The organism is Streptomyces speibonae, assembly GCF_984686075.1.
Genome location: NZ_OZ480260.1, coordinates 633,740 through 652,615 on the forward strand (window position 1 = coordinate 633,740; position 18,876 = coordinate 652,615).

The following is an 18,876-nucleotide window of genomic DNA, read 5'->3' on the forward strand; positions in this document are numbered from 1 at the left end:
TCCTCTCCTCACGACGGCCCTACGGCCGACGGTTCCTCGTGGCCCGCGCGACGAGTCCCTCCAGCGCCCGGAACCAGGTCCCGGCGAGGTCCTCGACCGTCTCGCGCGGCACCAGCCCTTCCAGATGGGACCAGTGGGCGGCCAGCACCGGCCCGTCCTCCCGGTCCTCGGTCACGACGTTGATGCTCAGCGCGTGGCCCTCCCGCATAGCGCCCTCCGGGCCGATGTCGGCCGCGTCCTCCTCGGGCGCGTACGACCAGTCCGTCTCCTCCGGGATGCCGAACCGGCCGAGGTAGTTGAACTCCACGCGGGCCGGTTCACGGGCCGCCAGCACCTCGCGGGTACGGGGGTTGAGGTGCCGCAGCAGTCCGTAGCCGACGCCGTTCGCGGGCAGCGCCGCCAGATGCTCGCGCACCCGCCGTACGGCGTCCTCGGCCGCCGGACCGCCGGCGAAGGCGTCGGCGGGATCGGCCGGGCCCGCGTCGAGCCGCACGGGGAAGACGCTGGTGAACCAGCCCACCGTACGGGAGAGGTCGGCGTCGTCCCCGGCGAGTTCCGCTTCGCGGCCATGGCCCTCCAGGTCGACCAGGACGGAGGTGCCGGAGCCGCCGGCCCGCCGGCGCCAGTCGGCGAACGCCAGCGCGAGCCCGGCGAGCAGGACGTCGTCGACGCCGGCGCCGAACGCGGCGGGCACGGTCGACAGCAGCGGCCCGGTGAGCTCGGCGGGCAACCGCAGGACGACCTCGCGCTGGGTCGCGGTGGTGTCGCGGTCGGGGGCCGGCGGGCGGGTGAGCGGGAAGGGTTCGCCGCCGCCGTCCAGCACCGCCGTCCACACGGGCAGTTCGGCCTCCCGCTCGGGGTCCCGGGCCAGTTCGGTCAGCAGCCGCGACCAGCGGGCGAACGACGTCTCGACCGGATCCAGCCGTACCGCGCGCCCGGCGGAGACGTCCCGCCAGGCCGCCGCCAGGTCCGGCAGCAGCACCCGCCACGACACACCGTCGACCACCAGGTGGTGGGCCATGAGCAGCAGCCGTCCCGGAGCGTCGCCCGCGTCGAACCACACGGCCCGCACCATGGCCCCGGCGTCCGGGTCCAGCCGTGCCCGCGCCCTGTGGGCGTGCTCGCGCACCGCCGCGGCCAGCGCCTCGGCGTCGAGTCCGGTCACGTCCACCCGGTCGAGCCACCGCGCGGCGTCGACCGTGCCGGCGGGCGGGACGTGCAGCGACCAGTCCTCCGTGGCGTCGCGCGAGGGCCGCACCAGGGTGGCCCGCAGCAGGTCGTGCCGGTCGGCCAGGGCCTGGAGCACGGCGGTCAGACCGGGCCGGTCCAGGCCGGCGGGGGTACGGACGAGGGCGGCCTGGTGGTACGTCGAGAAGGGGCCGCCCAGTTCGCGCAGCCAGTGCATCACGGGGGTGAGCGGCACGGTGCCGGTGCCGTCGTCCTCGCTGCGGGCTCCGCCGGTCCCGACGGTCTCGGCGACCGTGCTCAGGGCGGCGGCCGTGCGGTGCCGGAAGACGAGGCGCGGGGTGATCCGTACGCCCGCCGCCCGGGCCCGGGCGACGAGCTGCATGGCGACGATGCTGTCGCCGCCGAGGACGAAGAAGTCGTCGTCCACGCCGACCCGTTCGAGTCCGAGTACCTCGGCGACGACCGCGCAGAGCGTCTCCTCCATCGGGGTGGCGGGGGCGCGTCCGGAGGACAGGGCGGAGAAGTCGGGGGCGGGCAGGGCGGAGCGGTCCAGCTTGCCGTTGGCGAGCTGCGGGAACCGGTCGAGCGGGACGACGACGGCCGGGACCATGTGGTCGGGGAGCCGTTCGGCGACATGGGCCCGCAGCCCGGCCGGGTCTGCGCCCGGCGCGACGGCGTAGGCCACCAGCAGTTTGCGCGCTCCCTCCTGGCTGACGGTCACCACGGCCTGTGAGACGGCGGGATGGGTGGTGAGCGCCGACTCGATCTCGGCGGGTTCGATGCGGAAGCCGCGGATCTTGACCTGGTCGTCGGCCCGGCCGAGGAAGTCGATCCGGCCGTCGGGCGTCCAGCGGGCCAGGTCGCCCGTGCGGTACAGACGGGAGCCGGGGGCGCCGAAGGGGTCGGCGACGAACCGCTCGGCGGTCAGGGCGGGTGCGCCGAGGTAGCCGCGGGCGAGTCCACCGCCCGCGAGGTACAGCTCGCCCGTGACACCCGGCGGCACCGGTCGCAGCCGCTCGTCCAGGACGTACGCGCGGGTGCCGGCCACCGGACGGCCCACCAGCGGGCGGTCGCTGTCGCCGACCCGGGCGACGAGGGCGTCCACCGTGGACTCGGTCGGACCGTAGAGGTTGAACGCCTCGGTGGCGCGCAGCGAGGCCAGTCGCCGCCACTGGGCGACCGGTACCGCCTCGCCGCCGACGCCGACGACGGCGAGGGGGCAGTCGTCTGTCTCCAGCAGGCCGCTGTCGGCCATCTGCGCGAACAGGGACGGGGTGACCTCCAGGAAGTCGAAGCGGTGCTCGCGCACGGCCGCGGCGAGGAGTTCGGCGTCGCGCCTGACCTCCTCGGACACGATGTGCACGCAGTGCCCGTCGAGCAGCCAGAGCTGCGGCTGCCAGGAGGCGTCGAAGAAGAACGACCAGGCGTGCCCCGCGCGCAGGTTCCGCCGTCCGGTGGCCTCGATCGCGGGCCGGTACAGCGTCTCGCGGTGACTGTGGAAGAGGTTGCCGAGGGTCTCGTGGGTGACCACGACTCCCTTGGGGCGGCCGGTGGAACCGGAGGTGTAGATGACGTAGGCCGGGTGGCGGGGCGTCAGCTCGGTACCCGCCTTGAGGCCGGACGGGTCCTGGGCGGCGATCCGCTCGGCCGTGCCGGACCCGTCCAGGACCAGGCGCTCGGCGTCCGGAGGCAGGAGGTCCGTGAACGCGCCGGTGGTGAGGGTGATCACGGGCCGCGCATCGTCGAGGACGTCCGCCGTGCGCTCCGGCGGCGCGTCCGGGTCGAGCGGCAGGTAGGCCGCGCCCGCCTTGTGCACCGCCAGGACGGCGACCAGGAAGCGGGCGGTGCGGGGCAGCGCGAGGGCGACCAACCGCTCAGGGCCCGCGCCGAGTTCACGCAGCAGCCGGGCCAGCCGGTTGGCCTCCGCGTCGAGTTCGGCGAAGGTCAGCTCGATGCCCTCGGAGGCCACGGCCGGCAGCCCGGGGAACTCGCGGACGCGGGCCGCGAAGAGGGCGGGGACGGTCGTCGGTGGCCCGAGGAGCGGACGGCTGTGCCAGCCGTCCGCCAGGCGCTGCCGCTCCTGCGGGGCGAGGATGTCCACCCGGCCCACGGTGAGGCCGGGGTCGGCGGCGACCGCGCGCAGGACGCGGCGGAGCCGGTCGGCGAAGGACTGGGCGGTGGCGTGGTCGAACAGGTCCGCGCTGTACTCGAGGACGCCGTCGACACCGCTGCCGTCGGCACGCTCCACGAAGTCGAAGGACAGGTCGAACTTGGCCGTGGCCTGCGCGACTTCGTCCCGGCGGCCGTCGAGCCCGGGCAGACCCGCGCTCTCGTCGCCGGCCGCGAGGTACACGACCATCACCTGGAACAGCGGATGCCGGGCCAGGGAGCGGGCCGGGTTGAGCACCTCCACCAGCCGCTCGAACGGCACGTCCTGGTGGTCGAAGGCCGCCAGATCGGCCTCACGCACCCGGGCGAGCAGTTCGCGGAAGGTGGGGTCGCCGGAGGTGTCCGTGCGCAGCACCAGCGTGTTGAGGAAGAAGCCGACCAGGTCCTCCAGGGCCGCGTCGGTGCGCCCGGAGACGGGGCTGCCGATCGGGATGTCGTGACCGGCGCCGAGCCGGGTGAGCAGGGTCGCCACGGCCGCCTGGAGCACCATGAACACACTGACCCCGTGGTCGCGCGCCAACCGGTGCAGGTCCGCCGCCAGTTCGCCGTCCAGGGAGAGGTCGGCCGAGCCGCCCCGGTAGCCGGCCTCCAGCGGACGGGGCCGGTCGAAGGGCAGAAGCAGTTCCTCCGGCAGACCGTCGAGGGCCTGCCGCCAGTACGCGATCTGCCGCTCGCTGACCCAGTCCAGCAGCGTCCGCTGCCACAGCGTGTAGTCGGCGTACTGGAGCGGCAGCGGGGCCCAGTCGGGCTCCCGCCCCTGCGTACGGCAGGCGTAGGCGAGGGCGAGGTCCCGGTGCAGGGGCGCGTCCGACCACTCGTCACCGGCGATGTGGTGCAGCAGCACCAGCAGGGTCCAGTCCCGCTCACCGGTGCGGAACACATGGACGCGCAGCGGGGGTTCGCGGTCCAGCTCGAAGCCGTACGCCCCGGCCTCCGCCAGCCGCTCGGCGAGCCGTTCCTCGTCGGTGTCCTCCACCTCGAACGAGATGCGGACCCGGTCCGGGCCGAGGATCAGCTGGTACGCCCGGCCGTCCTCGTCGGGGAAGACCGTCCGCAGCGTCTCGTGCCGTACGACGAGATCGTGCACGGCGGCCCGCAGCGCGTCGACGTCCAGCGCGCCGGTCAGCCGCCAGGCCGAGGGGATGTTGTACGTCGCGCTGGGGCCCTCGACCTGGTACAGCACCCACAGCCGCTGCTGGGCCGGCGAGAGCGGCAACCGCTCGGGGCGAGGGACGACCGTCAGTGCCGGGCGGGCGGCGCCTCCCACCGTGCCCTCGGTGGCCAGGCGCTCGGCGAGGCGGGCGACCGTGGGCGCGTCGAACACCGTGCGCAGGGACACCTCGGTGCCGAGGGCGGCGCGGATGCGTGCGGTGAGCCGCATGGCGAGCAGGGAGTGGCCGCCGAGCGCGAAGAAGTCGTCGTCGATGCCGACCTCGGGGACGTCCAGGACCGCGGCGAACGCCTCGCACAGCACGTCCTCGCGCGGGTTGCGGGGCCTGCGTCCCGAGGTGAGCGTGGCGAAGTCCGGTGCGGGCAGCGCCTTCTCGTCGAGCTTGCCGCTGACGGTGCGCGGCAGGGCGGGCACGGTGACGTAGGCGGCAGGGACCATGTGCGAGGGCAGCGCGGAGACGGCACGGGCGCGCAGGCCGGCGAGGTCGGGGGTGCGGTCGCCGGCGGGCAGGACGTAGGCGACGAGCCTGCGTACGCCCGGGGTGTCCTCGCGGACGACGACCGCCGCCGCCGCCACGTCCGGGTGCTTTGCGAGCAGCGCCTCGATCTCACCGAGTTCGATACGGAAGCCGCGCAGCTTGACCTGGCCGTCGGCCCGCCCCTGGAACTCGAGCGAGCCGTCGCGGCGGCGGCGGACGAGGTCACCGGTGCGGTACAGACGGCTGCCGGGCGGCCCGAAGGGGTCGGCGGTGAACCGCTCGGCGGTGAGTCCGGGACGGTTCAGGTAGCCGCGGGCCAGGCCCTCGCCCGCCAGGTACAGCTCGCCCGTGACGCCCACCGGGACCGGGCGCAGGGCGCGGTCCAGGACGTGGGCGCGGATGTTGTCGAGCGGCGCCGCCCGGCGGCCCGAGGCGTCGGCGTGCCGGCCGTAGGCGTCGACGGCGCACTCGGTGGGGCCGTACAGGTCGTGAACCTGCACGCCGGGCAGGGCGCACAGCCGTTCCCACAGCGCGGCCGGGGTGGCCTCGCCACCGACGCTGAGCACGCCGGGGAGGTGGCCGCCGGGCTCCAGGAAGCCGTGGTGGATCAGTTCGCGCAGGTAGGTCGGGGTGACGTCGAGGTAGTCGATCCGCTCCCGGTCCAGGTACGCCAGGAGGGCGGCCGGGTCGGCCATGGTGACCTCGTCGGTCACGTGCAGTTCGTGTCCGGCGGGCAGCCAGAGCAGCGGGTCCCAGGAGCCGTCGAAGCTGAACGACGCGGCGTGCACCGCCCGCAGACCGGTACGTCCGGTCGCCTGTTCCGCGGGGCCGATCAGGTCGTCGCGGTGGGCGCCGTAGAGGTTGCTCAGGCCCCGGTGGGTGCCGATCACGCCCTTGGGGGTGCCGGTGGAGCCGGAGGTGAAGATGACGTAGGCGGCGTGGGACGGGTCGGGGTACGGCGGCAGGGGTGTGCCGTCGTCGGCTGCGCGCTCGGTGCCGTCGAGCAGGACGCGCTCGCAGCCGTCCGGCAGCTCGGTGGCGAGGGCGGACGTGGTGAGCACGCGGCGTGCCGAGGCGTCCCGCAGCATGAACTCCAGCCGCTCGGCCGGGTATTCGGGGTCCAGCGGCAGATAGGCGGCACCGGAGCGCAGGACGCCCAGGATGGCCGGGACCATGAGGTGGCGGGGCAGGGCGAGACCGATCACGGTCTCGGGTCCGGCGCCGTGGCGCAGCGCCAGCCGGGCCACGGAGTCCACCTGCTCGGCCAGCTCCCGGAAGGTCAGCCGGGTCTCCCCCGCGACCAGGGCGGTGGCGTCCGGGCGGGCGCGCACCGTGTCGTCGAGGATCTCCGGGACGGTCCGGGTCTCCGGCGGCCGTGCGGTGTCGTTCCATTCGGTCGCGGCGGCGGACTCCTCGTCGTCGGTGAGGACGCGCAGGGTGCTCACCGGCCGCGCGGGGTCGCGGGCGATCTGTTCCAGCAGGCCGAGCAGGCGGTCGGCCAGGGCGGTGGCGGTCTCCGCGTCGGTGAGGTCGGTGGCGTACTCCAGCAGGAGCGCCATGTCGCGTCCGGCGCCGTGGTCGACGAAGGTGAAGTCCAGGTCGAACTTGGCCATGCCGGTGTCCATGTCGAACCACTCGGAGGGCAGCCCGAACAGGTCGGGGTCGCCGTCGGGCCGGTGGTGGTAGCCGAGCATCACCTGGAAGAGGGGGTTGCGGTCGGCGACCCGGACCGGGTTGACCGCGTCCACGACCCGGTCGAACGGCACGTCCTGATGCTCGAAGGCGGCCAGCGCCGACTCCTTCACCCGGTCGAGAAGTTCGGCGAAGGTCGGATCGCCGGACAGATCGGTGCGCAGCACCAGCGTGTTCACGAAGAAGCCGACCAGATCGTCGACGGCGCTGTCGGTGCGGCCCGCGATGGGCGCGCCGAGCGGGATGTCGTCGCCGCCGCCGAGCCGGTGCAGCAGCGCCGCTGTGGCCGCCTGGAACAGCATGAACATACTGGCCTGCCGGGAGCCCGCGAGCTCCCGCAGGGCGTCGCCGGTACCGTCCGGCAGCGCCCTGCGGACGACGGCGCACCGGCCGGTGGTCCGCGCGGCTCCCGGGCGGTCCAGGGGCAGCGGGATCTCCTCCGGCAGGTCGCGCAGGGTCCGCGTCCAGAAGTCGAGCTGCCGCTCGCCGACCTCGGTGAGCAGGGCTTCCTGCCACAGGGTGTAGTCGGCGTACTGCGCGGGCAGCGGCGCCCAGTCGGGCGCGCGCCCGGCCGTGCGGGCGGCGTAGGCGTGGTCGAGGTCGGCCAGGAAGGGGCGGTCGGACCACTCGTCGGTGGTGATGTGGTGCAGGACGAGTGCCACCACGGTGTCCTCGGCTCCGAGGCGCATCACCTCGGCTCGGACGGGGAGTTCGGTGCCCAGGTCGAAGGGGCGCCGCTGGGCCGCTTCCACCAGTGCGGGCAGCTCCTCCTCGGTGCAGTCGGCGACCCGGAACTCGGGCTCGGCCTCACCGGGCGCCGCGATCCACTGGTACGGATCGCCGTCCTCGACGAGGAAGCGCGTGCGCAGCGACTCGTGGCGGTCGGTCACATCGCGCAGGGCGCCGCGCAGGGCGTCGAGGTCCAGCGCGCCGCGTACCCGGACGACGAGGGGGAAGTTGTAGGCGACCCCGTCGCCGGTGATCCGCCCGACGAGCCACAGCCGCCGCTGGGCCGCCGACAGCGGGATGCGCGCGGGGCGGTCGGCCGGGGGCACCGGCTCAAGGACCGGGCGTGCGGGCCGTCCGGCCTCGGCCCGCAGGGCCAGCTGTTCGGGGGTCGGGGCCTCGAACAGGTCACGGATGGCCAGTTCGGCGCCGAGTTCGGTGCGGGCACGGCTGATCAGCCGGGTGGCGAGCAGCGAGTGTCCGCCCAGCTCGAAGAAGTTGTCCTCCGCCCCGGTGCGGGGCAGGCCCAGCACCTCGGCGAAGAGCCGGCACAGCACCTCCTCGACGGGGGTGCGCGGACCGCGGCCGGCGGACAGGGCGACGGCGGGCTCGGCGTCCGGCAGGGCGCGCACGTCGAGCTTGCCGTTGTCGTTCATCGGCAGACGCGGAAGCACCACGAAGGCGGCCGGGACCATGTAACCCGGCAGCCGCCGCCCCAGCTCCTCCCGGATACGGCGCACCAGCGCGCCCTGGCCGCGGGTGGCGGTCGGGGTGTTGGCGTACGGCTCCGTGCCGCGCCCGGCGCGCGGCCGGTACAGGCCGAGGGTGCGGACAGGGCCGGCCGCGGGCACGAAGACGGCATCGAAGAAGCCCGGCTCGTCGGACCAGGTGGTCAGTACCCGGAAACCGTGGCACTCCCCCAACCGCCGTACGTCCTCGGGTTCCTCGCCCGCTGCGGGGGCGGGCTCGGCGTCCATCGCGCGCATCGCGGCGAGGTCGGCGGCCGTGCGGGCGTCGGGGATGCGCCGGACACGGAAGGGGGCGGTCCCGCCGAGGAGTTGGGTGAGATCGGCGCCCCACTCCGTCACCGGCACCCCGTCCAGCCGGAGGGCGTCGGCGGTGTCGGCGTACAGGACGACGTCGTAGCGGTAGCGCGTCAGCTCGTTGTGGCGGCGTCCGCGCTTGGTGCGCAGGTCGACGCCCACGCCCAGGGTGGTGAACCAGTCGGGGTCGACGAGGAGTTCCTTCTCCAGGGCGAGCCCGCGGTCCACGGCCTGCCGCAGCGGCTCGGCGCCGCGGGCGGCCTGGATGCCGGTCTGGAGGACGCGCGCCTGCCGCAGGTCCCGTACATCGCCCAGGAACAGGGCGCCGCCCGGGGCGAGCAGGCCCATCGCGCCCCGGATCACCTTGCGCAGGTGGTCCAGGCTGGGGAAGTACTGGATGACGGAGTTGATGACGATGGTGTCGAAGTGGCCGGCGGGCAGCCCGTCGGTCACCTCTGCCGGCTGGCAGCGCAGCCGCACCTTGCGGGCCAGCTCGGGGTCGGCCTCGATGTCCTCGCCGAGCTTGCGGATCACGGGTGCCGCGAAGTCGGTCGCCCAGTACTCTGCGGCGTCCGGGGCGAGCCGGGACAGGAGCAGGCCGGATCCGACGCCGATCTCCAGGATGCGGGCGGGCCGCAGCTCCTTGATGCGCTCGACGGTGGCCTCGCGCCACTCCCGCATGTGCGCCGGCGGGATGGGCGTGCCGTCGTAGGAGCTGTCCCAGCCCGCGAAGTCCTCGGTGAAGACGGCGGTGCCGATCTCGGAGTACTCGGCGGAGTAGATCTCCCGCCACTCCCCGACGTGGTCCGCCTCGGCCACCTCGCGGGCCCCTGCGTCCGGTTCGGCCGGGACGACGTACCCGACGAGCCGCTGGGTGCCGGGCGCGGAGGTGTCGTCGCGGGCGACGACGGCGGCCTGGGAGACCTCCGGATGCTGCGCCAGCGCCGTTTCGATCTCGCCCAGTTCGACGCGGTGGCCGCGGATCTTGACCTGGTCGTCGGTTCGGCCGAGGAAGTCGAGGTTGCCGTCGGGGCGGCGGCGTACGAGGTCGCCGGTGCGGTACATGCGCTCGCCGGGCCGGCCGTAGGGGTCGGCGACGAACCGCTCGGCGGTCAGGCCGGGCCGGCCGAGGTAGCCGCGGGCCAGGCCCGCACCGGCGATGTACAGCTCGCCCGCCACACCGTCCGGGACGGGCCGCAGCCAGGGGTCGAGGATGCGGGCGCGGGTGGCGCGGATGGGCTTGCCGACGGTCGGGGTGGCGCTGTCGTGGGTGCCGCCGCCGAGGGTGTTGATGGTGTACTCGGTGGGTCCGTACAGGTTGTAGCCGTAGGTGCCCTCGGTGTCCCGCAGGGTGCTCCACACGGTCTCGGTGACCGCCTCGCCGCCCAGCAGCACCAGCGGCGGCCGGTGGCCCTCCAGCAGGCCCTCCTCGATGAGGAGATGGGCGTAGGTGGGGGTCACGTTGACCACGTCGACGCGGTGCTGTTCGCAGTACGCGACCAGCGCGGTGGCGTCGCGGCGCAACTCCTCGTCGCAGATGTGCACTTCGTGGCCCTCGACGAGCCAGAGCAGCTCTTCCCAGGACATGTCGAAGGCGAAGGACACGGTGTGCGCGATGCGCAGCCGGCGTCCGCCCGCCGAGGCGATGGCCGGGGCGAAGATCTCCTTCTGGTGGTTGAGCTGCATGTTGGTCAGGCCGATGTACGGCGTGACCACGCCCTTGGGGCGGCCGGTGGAGCCGGAGGTGTAGATCACGTACGCGGGGTGGTCCAGGCTGAACGACACCCGGACGGGTTCGGCGGGCTGGGCGGCGAGTTCGGCCTGCGTGGCCGGGTCGTCCAGGAGGACGCGCGGGATGTCGCCGGTGAGGGTCTCGGAGACGGCCCGGGTGGACAGCAGGAGCAGCGGGCGCGCGTCGGCGAGCATCAGCGACAGGCGCTCGGCCGGGTGGTCCAGCTCCAGCGGGAGGTAGGCGGCCCCGGTGCGCAGCACCGCGAACAGCGCCACCACGGTGTCGATGGAGCGCGGCAGGCCCAGCGCGACGACCCTCTCGGGTCCGGCGCCGCGTGAGATCAGCAGTCGGGCCAACCGGTCGCAGCGGGCGTCGAGTTCGGCGTAGGTGACGGTCCGCCCGCCGAAGACGAGTGCGGTGGCGTCGGGGGTGCGGGCGGCCTGGGCGGCCAGCATGTCGGCGACCGTCTCGTGCGGCACGGGCGCCCGGCCCGCCTCCTCCTCGCGGGCCAGCGCGGCGGCCTCGTCGGGCAGCAGCGCGGACAGCGAGCCGACGGGTGCGGACGGGTCGGCCATGAGCCGGTCGACCAGCAGCACGAACCGGTCGATCAGACGCTGCGCGTAGGCGTCCTCGAGCAGGTCCGGGCGGTAGGCGAGCGTCACGCGGACGCGCTCTCCGGGGGTCACGACGAGGTTCGCCGGGTAGTGCGTGGCGTCCACGTTGGCGACCGCGGTCGCCCCGTGCCGTTCGCGCAGTTCCGCGAGCCGCTCGTCGGTGTCGGCGTTGCGCAGCACGAACAGCGTGTCGAACAGGCGGCGGTGTCCGGTCTCTGCCTGGAGCACGCCGAGGCCGAGGTGCTCGTACGGCATGACCTCGAGACGCTCGCCCTGGATGCGGCGCAGCAGGTCCAGCACCGGTTCGCGCGGGTCGAAGGCGATGCGGGCGGGCACGGTGTTGAGGAACATGCCGATGACGTTCTCGACGTCCGGCACCTCACTGGGGCGTCCGGCGACCGTCGTACCGAAGACGACGTCGGTACGGCCGCACACGCCCGCGAGCACCAGGCCCCAGGCGGCGTTGAGCACGGTGTTGGGGGTCAGTCCGTGCCGACGCGCCGTCTCCCGCAACCGCGCGGCGGTGTCCGGGTCGAGGACGGCGTCCAGCTGACGCGGGATGACCGGCTCGACGCCTCGGTCGTCGACGGCCGGGGCGAGCAGCGTGGGCTCCTCGAATCCGGCCAGGGCGGCCCGCCAGGCGCGCCGGGCCGCGGAGTCGTCCTGGTGCTCCAGCCAGGTCAGGTAGTCGCGGTACGAGCCGGGGCGGGCGAGCCCTTCCGGGTCGCCGCCGCTCTCGTACAGGGCGAACAGCTGGTCCAGGAAGAGCCAGGCCGACCAGCCGTCCCACAGGATCAGATGGCGGCCGACGATCAGCCGGTCGCCGCGCTGCTCGCCGAGCCGGACCAGCAGCATCCGGAAGAGCAGCGGGCGGCCGAGGTCGAAGCGGCGGGCGCGCTCCTGGTCCAGCAACTCGTCCATCCGCCGGTCCTGTTCGGCCGCCGTCAGCCCGGACAGATCCACCTCGGTGAGCGGTATCTCGGCGTCCCGGACGATGAACTGCACCGGCCGGCGCAGCCCTTCGCTGGTGAACCCGGCACGCAGGGAGGGGTTGCGGTCGAGCAGGGCGCGGGTGGCGGCGCGCAGCCGGCCGGCGTCGACGCGTCCGGCGAGGTCGAAGGATTCGTGGACGGTGTAGACGTCCAGGGCGCTGTCGTCGTAGGTGGAGTGGAAGAAGAGGCCCTCCTGGAGCGGGGCCAGGGGCCAGATGTCCGCGACGCGTCCGGGGGCGAGCCGGTCGACGCGGGCCCGTTCCTCGTCGGTCAGGGTGAAGGCGGAGGCGTCCGGCGCGCCGCCCGCGTCCTCCAGGACCGTCGCCGCCTCGGCGAGCGCGGCCGGGGTGCGGTGCTCGAAGACCTCGCGCGGGCCGATCACCAGCCCGGCCCTGCGGGCGCGGCCGGCCACGGCGATGGAACTGATGCTGTCGCCGCCGAGCAGGAAGAAGTCGTCCTCGACTCCGGCGTCGGGCAGCTTGAGGACGGCGGCGAAGATCTCCGTGAGCAGTTGCTCGCGGGGGTTGCGCGGGGCGCGGGACTCGCCGCGCGGGGCCTGCAGGGCGGGCAGGGCGTTGCGGTCGAGCTTGCCGCTGGGGGTCAGGGGCAGGGCGTCCAGGACGACGTAGGCGGTCGGCACCATGGGGGCGGGCAGGGTGCCCGCCAGCGCCGCGCGCAGGTCCTCCGTGTCGGTCGCGGCGGACAGGACGACGTAGGCGACGAGGGCGTTGTCCCGTACGGTCACGGCGGCCTGGGCGACGGTGGACAGGCGGGTCAGGGCGGCCTCGATCTCGCCGGGTTCGATGCGGTTGCCGCGCAGTTTGACCTGCCGGTCGGTGCGGCCCAGGTACTCGATCACCCCGTCGGGGCGGCGCCTGACCAGGTCGCCCGTGCGGTACATGCGGGTGCCGGGCGGGCCGTAGGGGTCGGCGGTGAAGCGTTCGGCGGTGAGCGCCGGGCGGGCGTGGTAGCCGCGGGCGAGCTGGACGCCGGTGAGGTACAGCTCGCCGGGGACGCCGTCGGGCACCGGGCGCAGGCAGGTGTCGAGCACGCGCAGGCCGGTGTTCCACACGGGGCGGCCGATCGGCACGGCGGTGGACTCGTCGGTGCCGTCGAAGGGGTGGTGGGTGACGTCGACGGCGGCCTCGGTGGGGCCGTACAGGTTGTGCAGGGGTACGCCGGTCAGCTCGCGCCAGCGGTGCGCGGCGGCGGCGGGCAGGGCCTCGCCGCTGCTGAGGACGCGGCGCAGGGAGGTGGCCCAGGAGGGGTCGGCGGTGACCTCGTCGGACTGGAGGAAGGCCTCCAGCATCGAGGGCACGAAGTGCATCGTCGTGATGCCCTGCTCCCGTACGAGCGCCGTCAGATGGGCGGGGTCCCGGTGGCCGTCGGGCCTGGCGAGCACGACCGCCGCGCCTTCGAGGAGCGGCCAGAAGAACTCCCACACGGAGACGTCGAAGCTGGAGGGCGTCTTCTGCAGCACCCGGTCGTCGGCCGTCAGCCCGTACGCGCCCTGCATCCAGGCGAGCCGGTTGACGATGGCGCGGTGGGTGACGATCACGCCCTTGGGCAGGCCGGTGGAGCCGGAGGTGTAGATCAGGTAGGCGGGGTCGTCGGGGTGGGCGGGGCGTGCGGGTCCGGCCGGGGGCCGGCCTCCGTGCTCCTCGTCGAGGAGGAGCACGGAGGCCGCCGCGGACGGCAGCCGGTCCGCGATGCCGCCGAGCGTGATCACCGTGCTCGTCCCGGAGTCGGCGAACATGTGGGCGACGCGGTCGGCCGGGTAGTCCGGATCGACGGGGAGGTACGCGGCGCCGGACTTCAGCACGCCGAGCAGGGCCACCATCAGTTCGGTGGACCGGGGTACGGCGACCGCGACGAACCGGCCGGGACCGGCGCCCCGGGCCCGCAGTCGGCCGGCCAACGCCTCGGCACGGGCGTCGAGTTCGGCGTAGGTCAGGCGTTCACCGGCGAAGACGACCGCTGTGGCGTCCGGCGTACGGGCTGTCCGGGCGGCGATGGCCTCGGCGAGGGTGGTCGCCTGGACCGGGCGGTCCTCGCCGGCCGGGTGGGCGCGCAGGGCCTCGTCCGGGGTGAGCAGGCCGAGACAGGCCGCCCGTTGCCCGGGGTCGTCGGCGAACTCCTCCAGCAGGCGCGCCAGCCGGTCCCCCAGCAGGCGTACGGTGTCGGTGTCCAGCCGCCCGGTGTGGTGCTTGAGCCGCAGGTCGAGCCGTTCGCCGGGCTTGACGACGAGTGCGAGCGGATAGTGCACGGCGTCGTGGAAGGCGTCCCCGGTGATGCGGACGGTGCCCGAGGGGTCCCGCAGGTCGGTCGCGGCGGGATAGTTCTCGAACACGACCAGGGTGTCGAAGAGTTCGCCCTCTCCGGCGTGTCCGGCGAGGCGCTGGATCTCGGCGAGTCCGAGCTGCTGGTGGTCCAGCAGGCGGGCCTGCTCCTCCTGGAGCCGGGTCAGCAGGGTGCCCAGGGTCTCGCCCGGGGCCCAGCGCAGCCGGGTGGGCAGGGTGTTGATGAACAGGCCGACCATGGAGGCGATGCCCTCGACCTCGCTGTCGCGGCCGGAGACGGTGGTGCCGAAGAGTACGTCGTCGCGGCCGGTGAGCCTGCCGAGGAGCAGGCCCCAGGCGGTCTGCACGACGGTGCCGAGGGTGACGCCGTGCTCGCGGGCGCGGTCCGCCAGGCGTGCGGTGGTGCGTTCGGGCAGTTCCACCCGGACGTGTGCGGGCCGTACCGGTTCCCCGGTGGCCGGGGTGTCGACCAGGCGGGTGGGCCCGTCGAGTCCGGCGAGCGCGGCGCGCCAGGCCTCGCGGGCGGCCTCGCGGTCCTGTCCGGCGAGGCGGCGCAGGAAGCCGCGGTAGGGGGCGACCTCGGGCAGCGCGGGGGTGTCGGTGCCGTAGCAGGCCATGAGTTCGCGGTGCAGGACGGGCAGGGACCAGCCGTCGGCCACCGCGTGGTGGAAGGTCAGGACGAGACGGCTGCGGTGTCTGCCGAGCCGGACCAGGGCGCAGCGCAGCAGGGGCGGTGCGGCCAGGTCGAAGCCGGCCGCCCGCTCGTCGGCGGCGACGGCGTCGCCGAGTGTCTCGCGGGCCTCGCCGTCCTGGGCGGACAGGTCGGTCTCCCGCCAGGGCAGTTCGGCGTGCCGGGTGATGATCTGCACGGGGGTGCCGTCGGGGCGCCGGCGGAAGGCGGCGCGCAGGGGTGCGTGCCGGTCGAGGAGGCGCTGAGCGGCGCGGCGCAGGGTGGTGCCGTCGACCGGGCCGGCGAGGTCGAGGACCTGCTGGACGACGTAGACGTCGCCGCCGTTGCCGCTGGTCAGGGAGTGGAAGAAGAAGCCCTGCTGGAGTGGGGTGAGCGGGAGCAGTTCCTCGATGTCGAGGGGGTTGGTCCCCTGGATCTCGGCCAGTTCGCCGGGCTCGATGTCCACCAGCGGTGTCTGCGCGGCGTCCTCCTCGACGCGTTCGACGGCCGCGCGGGCGAGGGACTCGGCGGTGCGGTGCCGGAAGACGTCCCGGGTGGTCAGGCGCAGTCCCGACTCGCGGGCGCGGATGAGGAGTTGGATGGCGGTGATGCTGTCGCCGCCGAGGGCGAGGAAGTCGTCCTCCGCGGTGACCGCGTCCAGGCCGAGCACCTCGGCGAAGAGGGAGCACAGCAGTTTCTCGCGCGGGGTCTCGGGTGCGCGTCCGGAGCTCATCGCGCCGTGGTCGGGGGCGGGCAGGGCGCGGGCGTCGATCTTGCCGCTCGGGGTGACGGGCAGCGTGTGCAGGGGCACCAGCGCGGACGGGACCATGTAGTCGGGCAGCCACTCGGCGGCGTGCGCGCGCAGGGTCCGCATCAGGGCGTGGACGTCGCGGAAGGGTGCGGGGCGGTTGGTGTGCGGATGGGTGTCGCTGCCGCGGTACAGGCCGGCGTGCGGGTCGGTGCGGGCGAGGACGGCGTCGAGGGCGCCGTCGTCGGCGGTGCCGTTCCAGGTGAGCGCGGCGCGGTAGCCGTGGCGTTCGGCCAGGGCGTGCACGTCCTCGGGGTCGGCGGCGGGGGCGGCCGCGCGGCTGCTCCCTTCGAGGGCGCGTAGGTCGGCGAGGTCGTCGGCGAGGCGGGCGTTGGGGATGCCGGTGACGCGCAGGCGTGCGGGGCGCTCGGCGAGCAGCGCGTCGAGGTGGTCCGCGCCGGCCCAGGGGACCTCGCGCTCGTCGGGTGCGGCCGCCTGCCGGCCGGGGTGCAGGACGACGTCGTACCGGTAGCGGGTCAGCTCGTTGTGGTGGGCGCCCCGCTTGACGCGGATCTCGGCGTCGAAGCCGTCCAGGGCGGCGAAGTAGTCGGGGTCCAGCAGGAGTTCGCCCTCCCAGCGCACCGACTGCTCGACCGCGGCGCGCAGGGCGCTCTTGTCGTCGGTCGTGGCGCGCCGGGTCTCGACGGCGGCGCGCAGGGTGCGCAGCAGGCGCAGATTGCGGACGTCGCCGACGAAGATCCGCCCGCCGGGTGCGAGCAGCCGGGCGGCGGCGCGCAGGACCTCGGTGAGGTAGTCGGCGCCAGGGAAGTACTGGGCGACGGAGTTGATGACGACGGTGTCGAAGTGGCGCTCGGGGAGCCCGGTGGTGTCGTGGGCGGGCTGGGCGCGCAGGTGGACGCCGGGGAGGTCCGTCCGGGCGCGCAGGGCGGCGATCGCCTCGGCGGACAGGTCGGTGCCCCAGTACTCGTCGCAGTCGGGGGCGATCCGGGAGAGGATCAGGCCGCTGCCGACGCCGATCTCCAGTACGCGCCTGGCGGGGCCGAGTCCGCGGATCCGGCGCACGGTGTTCCCGCGCCACTCGCGCATCTCCTCGACGGGGATCGGGAGCCCGTCGTACATGCTGTTCCAGCCCGCGAAGTTCTCCTGGGAGCCCTCCGAACCGGCGGCGCTGTAGAGGAGTTCGTGGACCTCCTTCCACTCCTCGACGTGGCCGGCCGAGCGGTCGAGGGAGGGGACGACGTAGGCGGCGAGGCGGCGGTCGCCGGGGCGGTCCTCGCGGGCGACGACGGTGACCTGGTCGACGGCGGGGTGGCCGCGCAGCACGGACTCGATCTCGCCGGGTTCGATGCGGAAGCCGCGGATCTTGATCTGGGCGTCGGCGCGGCCGAGGAACTCCAGGCGGCCGTCGGCCTTCCAGCGCACGAGGTCGCCGGTGCGGTAGAGGCGTTCGCCGGGTGCGCCGAAGGGGTCGGCGACGAAACGTTCGGCGGTCAGGCCGGGGCGGCCGAGGTAGCCGCGGGCCAGGCCCGCGCCGCCGAGGTACAGCTCGCCCGTGACGCCCGCCGGGACGGGGCGCAGGTAGGCGTCGAGGACGTAGGCGCGGGTGCCCGGGTCGGGGACGCCGATCGGCACGATGGACCCGGCCGGGATGTCGGGGTCGCACAGGCCCAGGGTGGAGTTGGTGGTCGCCTCGGTGGGGCCGTAGGCGTTGAACATCATCCGCCCGCGCGCGTAGCGGCCCACCAGTTCCGGGGAGACGCGTTCGGTGCCGGCCAGCAGCGTGGCGGACGGGGGCAGTTGGACGTCGTCGGGCATGGCGGCGAGCAGGGCGGGCGGCAGGATCATGAAGGTGATGCCGTGCGCGTTGGCGTAGTCGGCGAGCGGTGCGCCGGGGACACGGCGCTCGGCGGGGACGACGACGAGGCGGCCGCCGGAGAGCAGTCCGAGGCACAGGTCCCAGAAGGCGACGTCGAAGCTCGGGGAGGCGAACTGGAGCACGCGGCTGTCCGGGCCGATGCCGAACCGTTCGCTCTGGGTGGCCACCAGCTTGGCCACTCCGCTGTGGGCAAGGACGACGCCCTTGGGGCGTCCGGTGGAGCCGGAGGTGTAGATGACGTAGGCGGCGTTGTCGACGGTGACCGGCGCGCCCGGGTCGTGTGCCGGGTGTCCGGCCAGTTCGGCGGCCGTGTCCGGCGCGTCGAGCTCCAGGACGGTCATGCCGTCCCGTGCGGGCAGTTCGCGGGCGGTGTCCGTGGTGGTCACCATGCAGACGGGGGCGGCGTCGCCGAGCATGTAGGCGATGCGGTCCACGGGGTAGTCGTGGTCGATCGGCAGGTAGGCGGCGCCCGACTTGAGGACGGCGGCCTCGGCGACGACGAGGTCCGCGGAGCGCGGCAGGGCGAGCGCGACGATCCGTTCGGGTCCCGCGCCGCGGGCGAGGAGGGCGTGGGCGAGGCGGTTGGCGCGTTCGTCCAGTTCGGCGTAGGTGAGTTCCTCGTCCTCGAAGACGAGCGCGACGGCGTCGGGGCGGCGGCGCACCTGTGCGGCGAACATCGCGGGCCAGGTGTCCGCGGGGACCGTGTGGTCGGTGGCGTTCCAGTCGAGGACGATACGCCGGTACTCCTCGGGCCCCATCAACTCCAGGCGGTCGACGGGGGTTTCCGGGTGGTCGAGGGCTGCCGCCAGCAGGGTGCGGTAGTGGACGAGCAGGCGGTCGACGGTCGCCTCGTCGAACAGGCGCGGGTCGTAGGTCGCGCGCGCCTCGCCGTCGCTCACCTCCAGCAGGAGGTCGACGGGGCCCGGGAGTTCTCCGGCGGGGCGGGTGGCCGTGGCGAACGCGGTGTTGAAGAGCAGTCCGCCGCCGCGGGTCGGCCGGGGGCGCAGGGTGTCGGTCAGCAGGCCGACGGGGACCCGGTGGGTTTCGGCCTCCTCCCATGCCTGGGCGACGCGCCGCGCCAGTTCCCGGAAGTCGGGGGCGTGTTCGGCGGACACCCGCACCGGGAGGCCGTCGTGGCCGACGGTGAGGTCGGGTGCGCCGCTGTAGCGGTGCAGCAGGGCGAAGAAGGCCGCGAGCAGGTCGTTCTCCGGGGCGTCCGGCACGGCGGTCAGGGTGCGGGTCTTCCGGTGGGTGGCCGGTTCCGACGGGTGGGGCCGGTCGGCGGGGAGCGGGATCTCCAGCGGGCGTGGTGTCATCAACCGCTGCCAGTAGGCCAGGACTTCTTCGGAACCGCACACGGTTGTGCACCCTCCCCGACAGGTCGTTTCCCGGACTGGGCCGGGGATCGGCGCCATAGTAAGGTAAGGGTTACCTAATTCAAAGGGTGCGTGGTTTT

The 18,876-nt window shown here is 74.3% G+C and carries 1 protein-coding gene; it reads right to left on the reverse strand.

What is annotated here, in order from left to right; all coding sequences use genetic code 11:
- Positions 1-19 precede the first annotated feature (19 nt).
- Entirely contained in the window at positions 20-18,778 is an 18,759-nt protein-coding gene (locus AC5L3C_RS02815) for an amino acid adenylation domain-containing protein (RefSeq protein ID WP_493646651.1), read from the reverse strand.
- Between the last annotated feature and the right edge of the window lie 98 nt (positions 18,779-18,876).